The 16,730-nt window shown below is 44.8% G+C and carries 10 protein-coding genes; 3 read left to right on the top strand and 7 right to left on the bottom strand.

From position 1 onward, the window contains the following. Positions 1-467: 467 nt before the first annotated feature. Entirely contained in the window at positions 468-3,176 is a 2,709-nt protein-coding gene (malT, locus tag QWZ07_RS04205) for an HTH-type transcriptional regulator MalT (protein WP_192853472.1), read from the bottom strand. Positions 3,177-3,743: 567 nt separating this feature from the next. Here malT and QWZ07_RS04200 point away from each other — a divergent pair. From QWZ07_RS04200 to glgB, 3 genes are all read left to right on the top strand, one after another. After that, the gene (locus QWZ07_RS04200) at positions 3,744-6,197 is read left to right on the top strand and encodes a glycogen/starch/alpha-glucan phosphorylase (RefSeq protein WP_102307600.1); all 2,454 of its coding nucleotides are present in this window, start codon (positions 3,744-3,746) and stop codon (positions 6,195-6,197) included. Positions 6,198-6,375: 178 nt separating this feature from the next. Beyond that, positions 6,376-8,556 (top strand): 4-alpha-glucanotransferase, encoded by a 2,181-nt coding sequence (gene malQ / locus QWZ07_RS04195; protein WP_065104447.1) that lies wholly within the window; start codon positions 6,376-6,378, stop codon positions 8,554-8,556. A gap of 175 nt (positions 8,557-8,731) precedes the next feature. Beyond that, positions 8,732-10,912 (top strand): 1,4-alpha-glucan branching protein GlgB, encoded by a 2,181-nt coding sequence (glgB, locus tag QWZ07_RS04190; RefSeq protein WP_192853473.1) that lies wholly within the window; start codon positions 8,732-8,734, stop codon positions 10,910-10,912. 63 nt (positions 10,913-10,975) lie between these two features. Here the strand turns inward: glgB and QWZ07_RS04185 are convergent, their stop codons facing one another. From QWZ07_RS04185 to QWZ07_RS04160, 6 genes are all read right to left on the bottom strand, one after another. Further along, positions 10,976-11,446, bottom strand: a complete 471-nt coding sequence (locus QWZ07_RS04185; RefSeq protein ID WP_192853474.1) for a TetR/AcrR family transcriptional regulator — start codon at positions 11,444-11,446, stop codon at positions 10,976-10,978. Between the two features lie 222 nt (positions 11,447-11,668). Then, a complete protein-coding gene (locus tag QWZ07_RS04180; protein WP_017108944.1) occupies positions 11,669-12,508 on the bottom strand; it encodes an energy-coupling factor transporter transmembrane component T family protein in 840 nt (279 codons plus the stop codon). Then, entirely contained in the window at positions 12,505-14,199 is a 1,695-nt protein-coding gene (locus QWZ07_RS04175) for an ABC transporter ATP-binding protein (protein WP_192853475.1), read from the bottom strand. The genes QWZ07_RS04180 and QWZ07_RS04175 overlap by 4 nt, the downstream gene beginning before the upstream one ends. A 6-nt stretch (positions 14,200-14,205) precedes the next feature. Next, the gene (locus tag QWZ07_RS04170) at positions 14,206-14,754 is read right to left on the bottom strand and encodes an ECF-type riboflavin transporter substrate-binding protein (protein ID WP_029223272.1); all 549 of its coding nucleotides are present in this window, start codon (positions 14,752-14,754) and stop codon (positions 14,206-14,208) included. Between the two features lie 303 nt (positions 14,755-15,057). After that, positions 15,058-16,188: an HlyD family secretion protein gene (locus tag QWZ07_RS04165; RefSeq protein WP_065104452.1), complete on the bottom strand. Its 1,131-nt coding sequence runs from the start codon at positions 16,186-16,188 to the stop codon at positions 15,058-15,060. Next, positions 16,188-16,583, bottom strand: a complete 396-nt coding sequence (locus tag QWZ07_RS04160; protein WP_017104556.1) for a DUF3302 domain-containing protein — start codon at positions 16,581-16,583, stop codon at positions 16,188-16,190. The genes QWZ07_RS04165 and QWZ07_RS04160 overlap by 1 nt, the downstream gene beginning before the upstream one ends. Positions 16,584-16,730 lie beyond the last annotated feature (147 nt).

The following is a 16,730-nucleotide window of genomic DNA, read 5'->3' as shown; positions in this document are numbered from 1 at the left end:
TTACCTTCTTAATTGTAAGGCAATAAGTTGAAGTGAACATTTGCCTAATATTTAAAATACAAGCACTTAGTGATTTGTCATTAAGGGTATTGATGAAACTGGTATCTTATCGATATTGCATCGTGGTTGCATTATGCAAATGCACTTTGCAATTCGCATGTTAAATTCGAGGGTTTTATGCGATGCAGAGCTTATAAAACGCCAAATTAAAGTTGGCACGCTAACTGCATTGTATAGATTGACCCTTCTTAAGCCGAGGGTCACCTAGCCAACTGACGTTGTTAGTGAACTTTTGATTTGTTCACATATATATAGAGCCAATCGCGATTATTGCGGTTGGCTATTTTTTTGCCTGTCATTTGGTTCTCTGCTCTCTGTTGTCTGCTATTTCCTGAATGTCCAAGCGAAAAAAAAGCCAGCCACCATTAGTGACTAGCTTCTGCTTTCTCACGAATCTCGAATCCGTTTTAGTATCCCATCAACTGCAACAAGTTTTCTGCTGTGCTGATCGCTTCTTTACGGTTGGCAATGTTAAGCTTTTGGTAAAGGTTACGGATGTGAGTCTTGATAGTCGTACCTGCTACGTCAAGTTCTTGAGCGATCTGCTCATTACTGAATCCAGAGTAGATCAGACCAAGCACCTGCCATTCCCGCTGGGTGAGTGGGCTAGTGCGCACAAGTTCTGGAATATTCGGGTGATTAACCAGATTCTCCACAAAGTCTTCGTCAAAATGAACCGAACGGCTACGTTGAGTCGTCGAGATATCTTTCATGATCTGCTGAGCACGGTGACGTTCTAAATCGCCTAGGCCTGGCTTGCTACTCAACTTATCCAATATGTGCCCGATAGTGCCACCGTCGACCAAAAAGTTACCTACCATTCCGGTTTGATTGGTCATATGAAGCGCTTCTTCAAGCAATAAACGAGCGCTGTCTTCATCGTTGATCTGTGTGCGCAGCACGGCTTCAACAATCAAGTTTCTATTGGTATCCGTGATCAGGTGTGAACGCTGTGCTTCGCTTTTCAGGAAGGTCAGCGCTTCTTCCGCTTCTTCATATTGTTCAAGAATGATGTGAGATCTTACGATGTTTCGCCACTGAAGCTGGCAGAAGTGGTTACTCGCCGATTCAGGACGAACTGCAACACTTAGCCAGTCACGGATGGCGTCTTTATCACCTTTTACCTGCCAGAATAAGATCAATGAAAGTGATGCATTCGCTGTCCAATCCACGTGGTAAGTTGATTGGCGTAACAAGTGCTGAATTTGGTCGATAAACTTAGATGCTTTATCAATTTCACCACGGCTAAGCGATATGCGAGCCAACATTGAATAGCTGTGCAGGTGCTTACTTGGTGAGTGGTGGCCAAGGATGTCTAAGCCCTTGTAACAACACTCTTCCGCTTCATCTAATCGGTTCCAGCACCAGAAGATTTGAGCTCGAACACGCAGTAAGAACTCATGCAGAGGCACGTATTGCAGCTGGTGTTCTTCAATCAATTTGAACGCGCTGTCTTGCAGCTCAAAGGCCGCTTGAACATAACCTTGAGCAATCAGGATTTCGCTCTGTTGCAGAATTGCCCACAGTGCTTGATGGTAAACCTGATACTGGCGAGCCAGTTTCTCCGTTTGTTGCATCATCGGCAGAGCACGGCTCAGGTTACCCATTACGTGGTTCACTTCACCAACAACAGAGGTCGCAACAATGCGGCTACGATAAACGGTGGTGTTCAACTGACTCAACGAAAGCTCAGCTAATTCCAATGCTTTCTCTGGCTCATTGCTGTTAATAGCAACTTGCGCACGCAGGGCGTTGTATTGACCTTGTTGCTGAGTATCCAGTTCGATGTTTCGAGCTTGATACTGCGTTTCCGCTTCTTCTAAAAGAGTGCCCACTTGATCATAGCGATGCTGACTTTGTGCCAGCCAAGCGCGCAGCATCGATAGCTTCGGCTCACTGTATAGCTGATCCGTGGTTAGCTGTTTGATCGCCATCTCTAACGAAGATAACTCACCCTGGTTGAACATCGGCCAACCGTGTTCCGTCAGGATTTGAATGATCAGTTCTGGATCTTCAGCACGTTGTGCATGTCGCAGTGCTTGATGAGGCGTTTTCTGTTTGATCCATGCTTTAGCGGCACTTCTGTGCAACTCGGCTTCTTGTTGTGGAATTCGAGCTTGGCGTTCGTGGGCAAGAAATTCACCGAACAGATTGTGGAATCGGTACCAGTTCTTCTCGCCTTCAAGAGGGTAGATGAATAAGCCAAATCGGTTGAGTGATTCGATCATACCCAGCGCGTCTTCACGTTGTGTAAGCGCGCAGACTAATTCGTCATTGAAATGATCAAGCACTGAACACTGCATCAAGAATTGTCGGGTTTCTTTGTCTAGCAGGTCGAATACTTCTTCAACCAAGTAATCCCAAAGGTGGGCATGGTTAAAGTGAGAGAAAGATTCAGCAGACTGTGCCAGCGTGCGTTTTTGATGTTGAGCTTGAAGGGCAATAAGCTGTAACGCCGAAGGCCACCCCTCAACATAAGTACAGATACTGCCAGCGGTTGTGTCATCTACGCCATCGGCGACACGTTGATTGAAGAAGCGCGTCGTCTCTTCTGTATCAAAAGCCAGAGAGTCGTTGCCAATTTCAATCATCAAATCACGAACGCGGAGGTTTGCGGTGCCAAGTGGTGGTGTCCCACGGCTAGTCACAACAAGCGTTAGATTGTCGGGCATGTGCTTGAGGAAAAAGCGCATCGCCTCGTGAATGTCATCGTTATTAACTAAGTGGTAGTCATCCAGCACAAGGAAACATTCTTGGTGGAATTCAGACATCTCGGCGAATACTTCGCTTAACAAAGAATGCAGTGATGAGAACTGTCGCTTTTCTGCCAATTTTTGGGCATTAGGACAGGCATTTTGAGTCGCTTTGTTAAGAGATTGAAGTAAGTAGTTGATATAGCGAAAGGCATCATTGTCACTATCGTCAATGCTGTACCAACCCACATTGGGTTTATCTACCAGCCATTGCGCAGCCATAGTGGTCTTGCCATACCCCGCAGGAGAGCGGAACAATACGAGCTTGTAGCAATCTGCATTCTGAAGCAGATCGAGAACTCTAGGTCGCAGGATTGCATTGTGTAAGCGGCCGGGACGAGTCAGTTTCGAAGGGATCCACATGTCGAAGTTTTACACCTATTCCGTGGCTATGTTCTGGAATATCTCAATCTATCGTTGAGTACAGTCCAATGATATTAGCCTGATTACTTAAGTCTTTACTCATATTACGTGAAGCAAAACGTTACCGACTATGATCCTCCTCAGAAACCTTGCACTCCTGCATGTTTTTAGTGTTCTACGCCCTTTATTTGTGACTTTGCTCACTTTGCGGGGTGGTTTGTGAATGTGACTTTGTCCTTACCTACACATGTTTCTCTGCAAAAGATGAGAGGCGGAAAATATTTTCGTGATCTGAAACTCAGATTTGGCAATGACTTCAATTGGGTTAAATAAAAGTCACATCATTTGAAGTTAAGTTATCGAACGGGAGCTTGTGATCCCAGTCACTCCAAGTTTTTGTTCTCATTCAGAACATGAGAGTCAGATCACTAACCCTATGTCGGTACGCCCCCTACGCCCTATCATCTACTCCTAGTTAGTCGTACGGGCGGGAGGATGTTTAGTTAATGGTGACCATGCACGATATGTCACAGATGAATTAGAACTATTAAAAGCGAGATTTCTGAAATGAAACCAACTCAGCAAAAAACTTTCGATAAAGTGTCGTTCCAAGAAAGCGTTAAGAAGCATTTATCTGCAACCTACGCAACAACGATTGAAAACGCGGATAGCCGCGCATGGTACCTAGCAATGGGTCGCGCATTAGCAGAACTCACAACATTCGACCTGCTAGAAACTGAAAATGATGAAAAAATTAAAAACGCGAAAAGCGTTAACTACCTTTCATTAGAGTTTTTGATTGGTCGCCTTACAGGTAACAACCTAATCAGCATGGGTCTATACGAAGAGATCACTCATGCAATGGAAGAGCTAGGTCAAAACCTAACAGACCTTCTAGAAGAAGAGCGCGACCCATCACTCGGTAATGGTGGTCTTGGTCGTCTTGCTGCTTGTTTCATGGATTCTTGTGCCGCTCAAGAATACCCAACAGTAGGTTACGGTCTTCACTACGAATACGGTCTATTCAAACAGTCTTTCCAAGACGGTCGCCAACAAGAAGCACCAGACGCGTGGCGCGGTGTTGAAGGTTACCCATGGGAAGTGGCTCGTCCAGAACTAGCACAACACATTGGTTTTTACGGTCATGTAGAAGTTGAATACATCGACGGTAAAGAAGTTCGTACTTGGGTTCCAGGTATGGAAGTAAAAGCAATGCCTTGGGATCTACCTATCGTAGGTTACGAGTCAAACACGGTTTACCCGCTGCGTCTTTGGGAATGTCAGGCAATTGCACCATTCTCACTAGCAAGCTTCAACAACGGTGATTACTTCGAAGCGCAACACTCGCTAATCGATGCAGGTAACATCACTAAAGTACTTTACCCGAACGACAACCACGAGAAAGGTAAGACACTGCGCCTAATGCAGCAGTACTTCCACTCAGCAGCGTCTGTTCGCGATATTCTACGTCGTCACGAAGCAGCAGGTTTCTCTCTAGAAGATCTGCCTAAACAAGAAACGATTCAGCTTAACGATACGCACCCAACGATCGCGATTCCTGAGCTAATGCGCATCCTAATTGACGAGAAAGGTCTATCTTGGGAGCAAGCATGGGAAATCAGTGCTCATACGTTCGCATACACGAACCACACGCTACTTCCAGAAGCGCTAGAGACTTGGTCTGAATCTTTGATCAACCGTCTTCTTCCGCGTCACATGGAAATCATTTTTGAAATCAACCACCGCTTCATGCAAGAAGTTCGCAAGATGTGGCCTGGTGACGGTGAGAAGCAAGCGAAGCTTTCTATCATCCAAGAAGGTTTCCACCGTATGGTTCGCATGGCAAACCTATGTGTGATTGGTTCTTACAAAGTAAACGGTGTAGCTGCACTTCACTCTCAACTGGTTAAGAAAGACTTGTTCCCTGAGTTCAACGAAATCTTCCCAGGTAAACTGACTAACGTAACGAACGGCATCACGCCACGTCGTTGGTTGAAGTTCTGTAACCCAGGTCTATCTACGCTAATCACTGGTAAGATCGGCACTGAGTGGCCAGCAAAACTTGAGCAGCTTGAAGGCATCGCTAAGTTTGCAACAGACGCGAAATTCCAAAAAGAATTCATGGCTGTTAAGAAAGAAAACAAACAGCGTCTTGCTGATTGGGTTCAAGAAAACATGGGTATCGAACTAGATACTAACGCTATCTTCGACGTACAAATCAAGCGTCTACACGAATACAAGCGTCAACACCTAGATTTGCTACACATTCTGTCTCTGTACCACCGCATTCTTAATGAACCTGGTTTCGAGTGTGAGCCACGCGTATGTTTCTTCGCAGCGAAAGCAGCACCGGGTTACCACCTAGCAAAAGAAATCATCTTCGCGGTTAACAAGATTGCAGAGAAGATCAACAACGATCCTCGCATCGGTAACAAGCTGAAAGTGGTATTTATCCCTGACTACCGTGTAAGCATGGCTGAAATCATCATCCCTGCAGCAGACGTTTCTCAGCAAATCTCACTGGCTGGTAAAGAAGCATCGGGTACGGGCAACATGAAGATGGCTCTAAACGGCGCTCTAACTATCGGTACGATGGATGGTGCAAACGTTGAGATTCGTGAAGAAGTTGGTGATGAAAACATCTACATCTTCGGCCTAGACGTTGACGGTGTTGTTGCATTGAAAGCTCAGGGTTACAACCCATACGACTACTACAATGCAGACCCACTACTGAAAGCTTCTCTGGATTTATTGACTGGCGATGAGTTCTCTCCAGGTCAACCCGGCCTTCTACGTGCAACGTTTGATAGCCTACTAGACGGCGGTGACCCTTACCTATGTCTAGCTGACTTCGCATCTTATGTGAAAGCACACGAAGACATGGGCACGCAATACAAAGACCAAGCAGGTTGGGCTAAGAAAGCGATTCTTAACACAGCATTGGTTGGTAAGTTCACATCAGATCGCTCAATCCGCGATTACGTGAACAACATCTGGAAACTAGAAGCCGTTAAACGTTAATAGTTCTAAAAGTAGCCAAGGCAGTTTCTGTCTTGGCTCAATTAGCTTGTGAGCAAACAGACGGCTTATTCAGATAGCAATGCTTACAAACTGATTGTCACAAGCTAATTGATTAGTAAAAAATTAAATAGACAACCCTACAAAAATTGAAAGCGTTAGAACGTTTTCGGAGAGAGCGATGAAAGAACAGACCGTATTAAAACAAGTCGCAGAAATGGCAAATATTGCCGACAGTTACGTTAGTGCGTGGGGCGATGAAGCACAGGTATCAGACGAAACGATTACGTCTCTATTGGCTTCATTGGGCTACGATACAAGCAGCGATGATGCTCTGCTTAAATCAGCAGAAAGAAAACACAAAAAAGATGTACTAGACCCAGTTCTTGTCTTGCGTGATGGTGAGCCAGTAGAAGTGGCGTTGAATTTAGGTGTTAGTGCTCGTGAAAGTGAGTTCAGCTGGCGCTTAGAGACCGAGCAAGGAGAGGTACTTGAAGGCTATCTTCAATCTCAAGTCGTTCGTGATGAGCGTGCCGAGGGTGGCCCTTTAGTGTTTGCACTGCCAAGTGATTTGGCATGGGGTTATCACAAGCTAATTGTGAGTCGTAAGCGCCGTAAAAAGCCTTACGAGATGACACTGATTATTACGCCAAAAGCGTGTTTTAAGCAGGCGCCAATCGAGCAAGGTAAAAAACTTTGGGGTCCAAGTGTTCAGCTTTACACGCTAAGAACTCAGCACAACTGGGGTATTGGTGATTTTGGCGATCTAAAACAGCTTGTTGCGGATATCTCGTCTCGCGGTGGTGATTTCGTTGGCCTAAACCCAATTCACTCATTGTTCCCAGCGAACCCTGAAGGCGCAAGCCCATACAGCCCGTCTTCACGTCGTTGGTTAAACATCCTTTACATTGATGTGAGCTCAGTACCTGAATTTGCATTAAGTGCAGAAGCACAACAAACCGTAGGCAGCGCAGAGTTCCAACAGCGCCTGCAGAAAGCTCGTGAAGCGCACTGGGTGAATTACACTGAAGTGTCTGAGCTGAAGATGAGCATCTTACCTCTGCTATTCGCAGAATTTAAGACTCGTCATCTAGACAAAAACAGCGACCGCGCACAAGCGTTCTTAGCGTTCGTTGAAGAGGGCGGTGAAAGCCTAATGCATCAAGCGGCGTTTGATGCATTGCACGGTGAATTACATGCTGAAGATTCAGGTATGTGGGGATGGCCAGTATTTCCTGAGAAATACCGTACATTCGATAGCCCAGCAACACAGAAATACATCAAAGAGAACCTAGAGCAAGTACATCTTTACATGTACCTGCAATGGATAGCGGATTGCCAGATCAACGATGCACAGTCTCTTGCAGAAGAGAAAGGCATGGCGGTTGGCCTGTACCGTGACTTAGCGGTAGGCGTTGCAGATTCTGGCAGCGAGACATGGGCTGATGAAGGCAACCTAGTGATGGATGCGAGCATTGGTGCTCCACCGGATATTCTTGGTCCTCTGGGTCAGAATTGGGGTCTACCTCCACTAAACCCAGAAGTACTTCAAGAAACCAGCTACGACGCTTACATCAAGCTACTTCGCGCCAACATGAAGCACTGTGGTGCACTTCGTATTGACCATGTTTTAGGTCTGCTGCGTTTATGGTGGATTCCAAAAGGTGAGAACGCAACGAAAGGCGCGTACATCTACTACCCAGTACAAGATATGCTGTCGATTCTGGCGCTTGAGTCTCATCGTTACCAATGTAGCGTTATCGGTGAAGATTTAGGAACGGTACCGGATGAGATTGTCGATATTCTAGCGGATGCGGGCGTACATTCTTACAAAGTGTTCTTCTTCGAAACTTCTGAAGACGATGGTGGTTTCATCTCACCAAAACACTATGCATCACAATCGATGGCAGCACTGTGTACTCACGATATGCCAACGCTACGTGGCTTCTGGCACTGTGATGACTTGAAGATGGGTCAAGAGATTGGTTTATACCCAGATGCAGAACAGTTAGAAACTCTGTTCGATGACCGTCTTGAGTGTAAGCAAGGTATCTTAGATTCAGTAGCATGGCATGGTTTCCTACCTGAAGGTGTTGGCCGCGATGCAAGCCAAGTACCGATGGACTCTTATCTTGCTGAAGCACTTCAGTTGCACGTGGCGGCTGGTGGTTCAACACTACTCAGCGTTCAACTGGAAGATTGGCTAGAGATGGACAAGCCAGTAAATATTCCTGGCACAGTGGATGAGTACCCTAACTGGCGTCGTAAACTCTCGATGAACTTAGACGAAATCTTCGCGCACGAAGGGGTAAATCGTATCGCTTCTAAGCTGACAGACGTTCGAGAAAAAGCAGGTAAGTAATGATTATGAGTGGCCTGAATTTACGTGGTTTTTTGCTTACGCCGTACGAAACTACAACCTCGGTCACTCAATAATGAATGCTCATCTGGTAGAATAAACCGTCGTTATATTGCCCGCACTAATAGCGGGCATTTTTGTATTATATTTTTTGGATGTTTGGTTAGGGAGAAACGTTTTGGAACTAAGTTCGATTTCAAAGCAAAAACAAATATATACCCAACTATCTCAGGCTTGTTTTACTGACCCTTTTGCTTTTCTAGGGCCATACTTACCTTCTGATCAAGGTGCATTGCGCGTATGGATTCCAGGGGCGGATAAAGTCGAGTTGATTGTTGGAAAGGAACCTCGTATTGAGTTAGCGCGAGAGGGTGAAAGTGGCTTCATTCTTAAGCAAGAAAGAGACTTACGTTTTACCCACTACAAGTTAGCAGTAGATTGGGCTGGGGAAGAGCAGATCATTGATGATCCGTATCAGTACCATGAGCTCTATGCTAGCTACGAAGATCTTCATACACCGAAAGATATGTATCATCACATGGGGGCTCAATTTGTTACTTTAGAGCGTGATGGTCAGGTTATTTCGGGTACTCGATTTTTAGTCTATGCACCGCATGCAACTGCGGCAAGTTTGGTGGGTAACTTCAACGCTTGGGATGGTCGTCGCCACCCAATGCAACGCTTAGATTACGGTATGTGGGGCCTATTCATTCCTGAACTGGAAGAAGGCGCTCAATACAAGTTTGAACTAAAAGGACCCAATGGCGAAGGCTTACCACATAAAGCTGACCCATGGGGTTTCTACTCAGAGCAATACCCATCATTTTCATCGGTTACTTACGATCACGCTCGCTACGAGTGGCAAGATACTCAATGGCAGAATCGCCCAATAACGCAAAAGCGTAAAGAGGCACTTTCGTTCTATGAACTGCACGCCGGTTCTTGGAAGCGTAACGCTGAAGGTGAATTTTTAAACTACCGTGAGCTAGCGGCAGAGCTAATCCCATACCTAACGGATCTCGGCTACACACACGTCGAGTTGATGCCAGTTTCAGAGCATCCGTTTTACGGTTCTTGGGGCTATCAGCCAATAGGCTTGTTCGCACCAACGAGTCGTTTTGGGTCTCCAGATGATTTCAAATTCTTCGTCGATCAATGTCACCAAGCTGGTTTGGGTGTGGTTCTCGATTGGGTTCCTGCTCACTTCCCAAGTGATGATCACGGTTTAGCAAACTTCGATGGTACGCCATTGTTCCACGATCCCGATCCACGTCGTGGTTGGCACCAAGATTGGAACTCGTACATTTACGATTTAGGCAAAGAGCATGTTCGTCGCTTCTTGGTGGCAAACGCTCTGTACTGGTTCGAACAATTCCATATCGATGGCATTCGTGTTGATGCGGTTGCTTCGATGTTGTACCTCGATTATTCGCGTAGCCATGACCAATGGATCCCGAATGCTGACGGCGGCAATGAAAACTACGACGCTATCGCAATCCTTAAGTGGATGAACGAAGAAGTGTACAAACACTTCCCGAATGCGATGACGATTGCTGAAGAATCAACGGCTTTCCCTGGTGTTTCAGCACCGACCTTTATGGGTGGCTTAGGCTTTGGCTTTAAGTGGAACATGGGTTGGATGCACGATAGCTTGTCTTACATTCAAGAAGATCCAATCAATCGTAAATATCACCACGATACGATTACCTTCCCACTGGTTTATGCACACAGTGAGAACTATGTATTGTCTCTGTCTCACGACGAGGTGGTTTACGGTAAAGGTTCTATCCATGACAAGATGCCTGGTGATGAATGGCAACAAACAGCGAACTTGCGTGCTTACATGGGTTACATGTATGCGCAGCCGGGTAAGAAGCTGAACTTTATGGGCGCTGAGTTTGGTCAGACGGCAGAATGGAATCATGACGATCAACTGCAATGGTTCTTGCTAGATTATGAACGCCATCAAGGTGTACAGCGTTTAACCAAAGACTTAAACAATTTGTATCGTTCTGAGGCTGCTATGCACGATCTTGATTTCGATCCAAAAGGCTTCGAATGGCGTCTTCAAGACTCTGCTGAAGCAAGTGTTCTAGCGCATGAGCGTATTAGTGAGTCTGGCGAGCGCGTGTTGGTAGTCTCTAACTTTACGCCTGTTCCTCATGAGCACTTCCGTTTAGGTGTTCCAGCACAAGGTAAGTACTCACTGTTGCTGAATACTGACTCGGCTGACTATGCAGGCAGTGGCTTTGAAGTGAAGCAGACGGCTGAGATTGAATCAGTAGAAAGCGAAGGCTTAGATACATCGATTGAGTTGCGTTTACCGCCGTTATCGACCGTCTTCTATAAGCTGAACTAGTTGAAAAATAGAAATGAAAAGGGAGCCTTTGGGCTCCCTTTTTTTATGTTTTAAATATTCAACTTAATGCTGCTTAAAGTTCGTTAAATAGAACATTGAACGTCCTACAACTGTTTCAAGGATACGAACCGAGTCTGCACCAAAGCTCTTAAACATTTTTTCACGAAATTCACCGTTTGAACTGAGATCAAATTGTTCTGGGTTCTTGACCTGTGATGCATGGAAAAACATTAATTTGATAACGTATCTGAATTGTTCATCATCTAGAGCACTTTGCCAAGATTGAATAAATCTATCTTCTGCAGAGAAGTCTAAACTCTCGATAACAATCGATAGCATATGTTGGTGTAACACTGAGCGGATAGCGCGGGTCGATGAATAATAGCCCTGAAGCGTCGTTAAACTAATGCCAATTTCTTGCGCAATCCTTGCATAAGTTAGTGCTTCATGTCCTTCAGCCAGAAAAAGGTTTAGTACGATTTCATCGTAGTTCTTTTGGTTTTCTAATTTCTGTACTTGAGTAATTCGAGCCATTACAAATCTCTATTGAGTGTAGCATTCTGTAAACGAGGATAATAAGAGTTTACTCATTAGAACTCAAACCAAAAATGCAAAGAAATGGTCAATTTTCCGTCAGGAATAGCCAGCATTGAATTTTTGGCTCAAGTTTTAATCAATTTTAATACATGTTAAAACACCGCCCTATTGAGCAGTGTGTTATTTAAAGTTGTTGTTTATATTTGTTAATTTAGACAGCTAGAATGGGTACCAAAACAATTGTGGTTCTAGAACGCGTTTAGCGATGGCCAACACAACGATAAAAACGATAACACTCAAACAAACAAAGTCGACACGTTTTAAAGGTGCATAGCTGTACCAAGTCCGTGCTTTGTGTCGTCCAAAACCTCGTAATGTCATTGCGTTTGAAATCTCGTCTGCTCGGTCCAAGCTCGAGAAAATCAATGGGCCTAACACTTTGGCGACGTTTTTGATGCGCGTGATAAGTGGTGCTTTCTTTGATAGTTCGACACCACGAGCCTGTTGTGCGTGCATGATGTTGATGAAGTCTTTTTTAACTTCAGGTAAATAGCGCAGTGTTAAGCTTACCGCATAGGCGATCTTGTATGGAACGCCTATACGGTTGAGGCTGGCCGCAAACTCTGTAGGGTGCGTTGTGAAGACAAAGATTAGCGCTATTGGGAACATACTCATGTACTTCAGGGTAACAGTTACCAAGTAAAACAGTGTCTCTTGGCTCAATGAGTAATTGCCAGGAAGCGTTAGCAATATGGTTTCGCTACCGATGAGTTCAGTGCCTTGCTGTGGAGCAAGCAGGTACATGAACAATGCGTTTAAGCTCAGCACGCTTGCGGTCCCCAATAATAAAGGCTTATAGACACGTAAAGGTACGTTGGTGAGCTTTAGTAGGTATAAACCGGTCACGATAAGCAGCGTAATCAACCTAAGGTCAAACGTAGTCAATACTACGGTTACCCAAGCTAAGAAGAGTGCAAATTTCGTGATGCCATTGAGGGCGTGCAGCGGCGATTTCGTATCAATGTAGTTGATGCCGAATTTTACTTTTGATGCATTCATTGAGCGCTTCTCTCGTAGTCGATGAAGTACTGCATAAATGCATTGGTGTCGTCGATTTTCATCATGGTCGCGAGTTCATAAATACTGGTGGTACAAAGATTTGCGCGTTCTAACAGCGGAGGCTGACTGAATACTTCTGTCATCGCGGCATTGGCAATCAGCTTACTGTCTGCAATCACGATTGAACGTGTGGTGTACTCTAGAACGAGGTGCATGTCGTGTGAGATGATCACAACGGTGATACCTAGGTCGCGGTTGAGTTTTTGAATAAACGCCAGCATCGATGTGTAGTTACGGTAGTCTTGTCCTGCTGTTGGTTCATCTAAGATCAGAAGCTCAGGCTCCAACACCAAGATAGAGGCGATCGTCACGCGCTTTTTCTGACCGTAGCTCAATGCTTCAATAGGCCAGTGGCGGAACTTGCTCAACCCACATAACTCAAGAACGTTCTCAACTTTTTCTGTGATCAGTTCTTCTTCAACACTACGGTTACGAAGGCCAAAAGCAATTTCATCAAAAATCATATGATGCGAGATCATATGATTCGGGTTTTGCATGACCACGCCGACTTTTTGGCTTCTTTCAAAGATTGAAAGCTCAGACAGGTCTTCACCATTGAGGTATGAAGAGCCTGAATCTGCGTCAATCACACCCATAATAATCTTGGTGATGGTGGACTTACCCGATCCGTTTTTACCCAATATTGAAACAAACTCACCCTTGCCAATCTTAAAGCTGACATCTTCGAGTGCATTCTTTTCGCCGTCGTAAGAATAAGTTAGGCCATGTACTTCGAGTAAAGGTGTGTACTGCTTCTCTGCTACCGGGGCAGGGCGCTCGGCAAACCAAGTTTGCATAGCAGGGCGGAATCTTTTGTAATCCAACGCTTTGAGGTTTGACAGCTTATCTTCGTTAGTCAAAGGAGCTTTTGCTGCTTTAAGCGCTGATAGATAAAGAGGTTCACGAATACCGTGCGTCTCAAGTAATTTTGAAGCTAAGATTTCATCGGGTGTCGTGTCTGCAACGATTTCGCCGCGCTCCATTAAGATCACACGATCAATACCTCGATGCAAAACATCCTCAAGACGGTGCTCGATAATTACAATCGTCTTGTTGGTCTCTTTATGCAGCTGGTCGATGATCTCAATCGTTGCCTTGCCAGTTTTAGGGTCAAGGCTTGCTAGAGGTTCATCAAACAGCAAGATATCAACATCATCGACTAAGATGCCAGCTAATGATACACGCTGTTTCTGGCCACCAGATAGATCATGAGGAGATCGATCAAGCATACCCGCTAGGTCGACCATTTTTGCGGTCGATTTAACTAATGGGTACATATCAATGTTCGATATCAACTGGTTTTCCAATGCGAACGCAATATCTTCGCCGATACTTAACCCCACAAATTGGCTGTCAGTATCTTGCAATACTGTGCCTACTTGCTCGGTATAGTCGTGCATTGAAAACTCAGAGATATTCTTACCGTTGATCTCTAAAGTGCCCGTTACCTCACCTTTAATGGCATGAGGTATCAGGCCATTGAGGCATTGACCTAGGGTAGATTTACCACTGCCACTTGGTCCAATAATGACGATTTTCTCTCCTTTCTCTATCCTTAGATTGATATTTTTTAGCGTCGGTTTATCCAGCGACTCATATCTAAAAGAGAAGTTCGAAAATGCTATAGTCATTAGCGCTTATGCCTCAGTTAGGTTGCGGCTTTGTTTGTTACGCTTAGCGACTGATTTGAGGATCAGGAAGCCTACAACAGCGATCAGAACGGTGTTACCCGCTGCGATGATAGACAGTTGTGTGAAGACTTTAGTAAACGGTTCTGCGTATAGGATGGTGTCTAGGAACGCAGAGCAGCCGTACCCCACGACGTTACCCGCGAGGGCAAGTATCACGAACAGTGCAAAATCTTTCATTGGTAGTTCGCCTTGTTGAAGGCGGTTTTTAGTCATCATTGGGAATAAGCCGATAACCATACCCACGATGCCAGAGCCTAACACCCAAGTTAACCATACGCCCCAACCTGCGAACAGGTCAGTTACCCAGTGGCCGATAAAGCCAACTAAGAAGCCAACAATCGGGCCAAACAGAACAGAAAACAGTGCTAGAACTGCCATTGCTGGTTTTAATGTCGTGTTAGCAAACACTGGCACACCAAACATAGGTAAACCACCAATGCCATACAGTGCCGCGCCAATAGCGATAACGACGACTGTTTTAGCTGAAAAGTTCATAGATAACCTCGAATACTGAAAGATAAAGCATAATAAAGAACCAATACTCGCCACTATTAATATGTGTCTCAATGAGATCGTTTTTTGGGCAAATATAAAAAATAAGGCGCGCATTATATAGCAGAACCCTTCCATAAGGGAAGATAAGTGTCTAGATGTCTAAAATTCCATCTGAACACTCAAATCTCATGTAATAAGCGCACTTTTACGGTTAATCAAGCAACAAAAAAAGCCAGAACAGGTCTGGCTTTTTTATTCGTCTTAACAATGCGTTAAGCGTGCTCGTTGTATATCTACGACCATTTAGTGATCTAGGTATAGATAGTTTTGCCAGCTCTTCATACGAATAAGTACCTTACGCATGATAGATACGTGAGTGAAGCTGTCTGAATATACCGCTACTTCAACCGCGGTACCCATAGGTAAATGGTAGTCAGACAGGTCATCTGTGATGGTCAACTTAACGAACACACGGCCACTAGTACGCAGTGCATCTGTACCAAGTAACGCACCACGCGCTTGGAATTGACTCTCACCAATCGCTGGAATCACTTCATCAATTCTGCCTTTAAACACTTTCCCAGGTAGCGCTCTAAATAAGAACTCTGCTTCAAACCCGGTTTGCAGGCGCTGCAATGAATTTTGTCTAAACGCAGCCGTATAATACTGAGCTTCAGTGTGAACAAAAGTCATCACCGGTGCGAGAGGAAGAGGAACAGCCATCACACCTGGACGCAGAGCTAGTTGAGTTACATAGCCGTCGGTTGGTGCTCTTACTACGGTTTGTTCTAAGTCGAACTGAGCTTTACGCAATTCAGCTAATAAACTTAAAACAGCGGTATTTTCGCCACCTATTTCTGAGTCCAAAGAAATTTTTGCTTGATCTAGATTAGCGTCTGCAACTTTCACTGCGGCTTCTGATGCCTTGTAAGCTTGTCTGCGAGTATCTAATTGTTGTTCGGTAAAGGCTCCGCTGTCATAACCGCGCTTGTAACGAGAAAACTCACGTTGGGCTTTATCTCTTTCTGCGATGGCTTTGATTTTTGCAGCTTCCGCTTCGGCTACTTCTGATTCCATTCCAAGCGCACCTTGGCTTGCTTCTTTTACCTTAGCTTCTAACCTTGCGACTTCAGCTTCGAATGGAACGGGGTCGATTTTGAAAAGAATATCCCCTTGCTTCAGAGGTTTGTTTGCTTCTACAGGCACTTCGATAACTTTACCCCTAACGCCTGAAACGACTGGCGTGGTTGAGTAAACTTGGTTACCAATTTGCGTGAAAGGGTGGTTATAGTTCATCAGCAGGATGAGTGTACCTACGATGATCACGCCACCAAGAACGGCAGTGGGTACTGTCCATTTGTTTAGCGGGATATTGAATACTTTGAAAATCGTAATGCAAAGCGCCGCATAGGTCATTATCAGCAGTAAATCCATTACTTAACCTCCTGATCTTGAGCGTTATTCTGATCTTGTTGAGTGTTGGTCTGCGCAGGTGTCGTTTGTTTAAGCTGTGCGATTTCTTCCTGAAGCACACTGACTTGGTCGATTAGGGTGTCTACACGGTGATGAATGTCGTGTTGCTCTTCTTCAAGCTTAGCGAAGCCCCAACCACGATCTTTGCGCCATAATGTTGCCCAAATCCATAGAAATGGCCAAATAGTGTGTAAGGTGAATAGGCTAACCCAGCCTGAGACGTGAATAGCATCTTGATGAGGGTGATTGCGTTCTTTCGCAATTTCATAGGGAATATCGTGAATAACGATGATGCCGTAAAAGATTACTAATGCTACGAAAATAAGTAAGCCGAGCGCAAAGTAGTCTAAAAACATAACAGATCCTTGTAATGTTAGATATTAGTTATAAATATACTACGCTATCATCCAAGTAATTGTTATAAAAATGATTTACCGAATTGAAAATAATGTGTTGTCGCTTCTAATGCGAATAAATGCATGGATGGATCTTATAAAATTCTA

Source organism: Vibrio lentus (assembly GCF_030409755.1).
GTDB lineage: Bacteria > Pseudomonadota > Gammaproteobacteria > Enterobacterales > Vibrionaceae > Vibrio > Vibrio lentus.
Note: the sequence above shows the minus strand (reverse complement) of the source record. Positions and strands in the feature narration are given on the sequence as shown.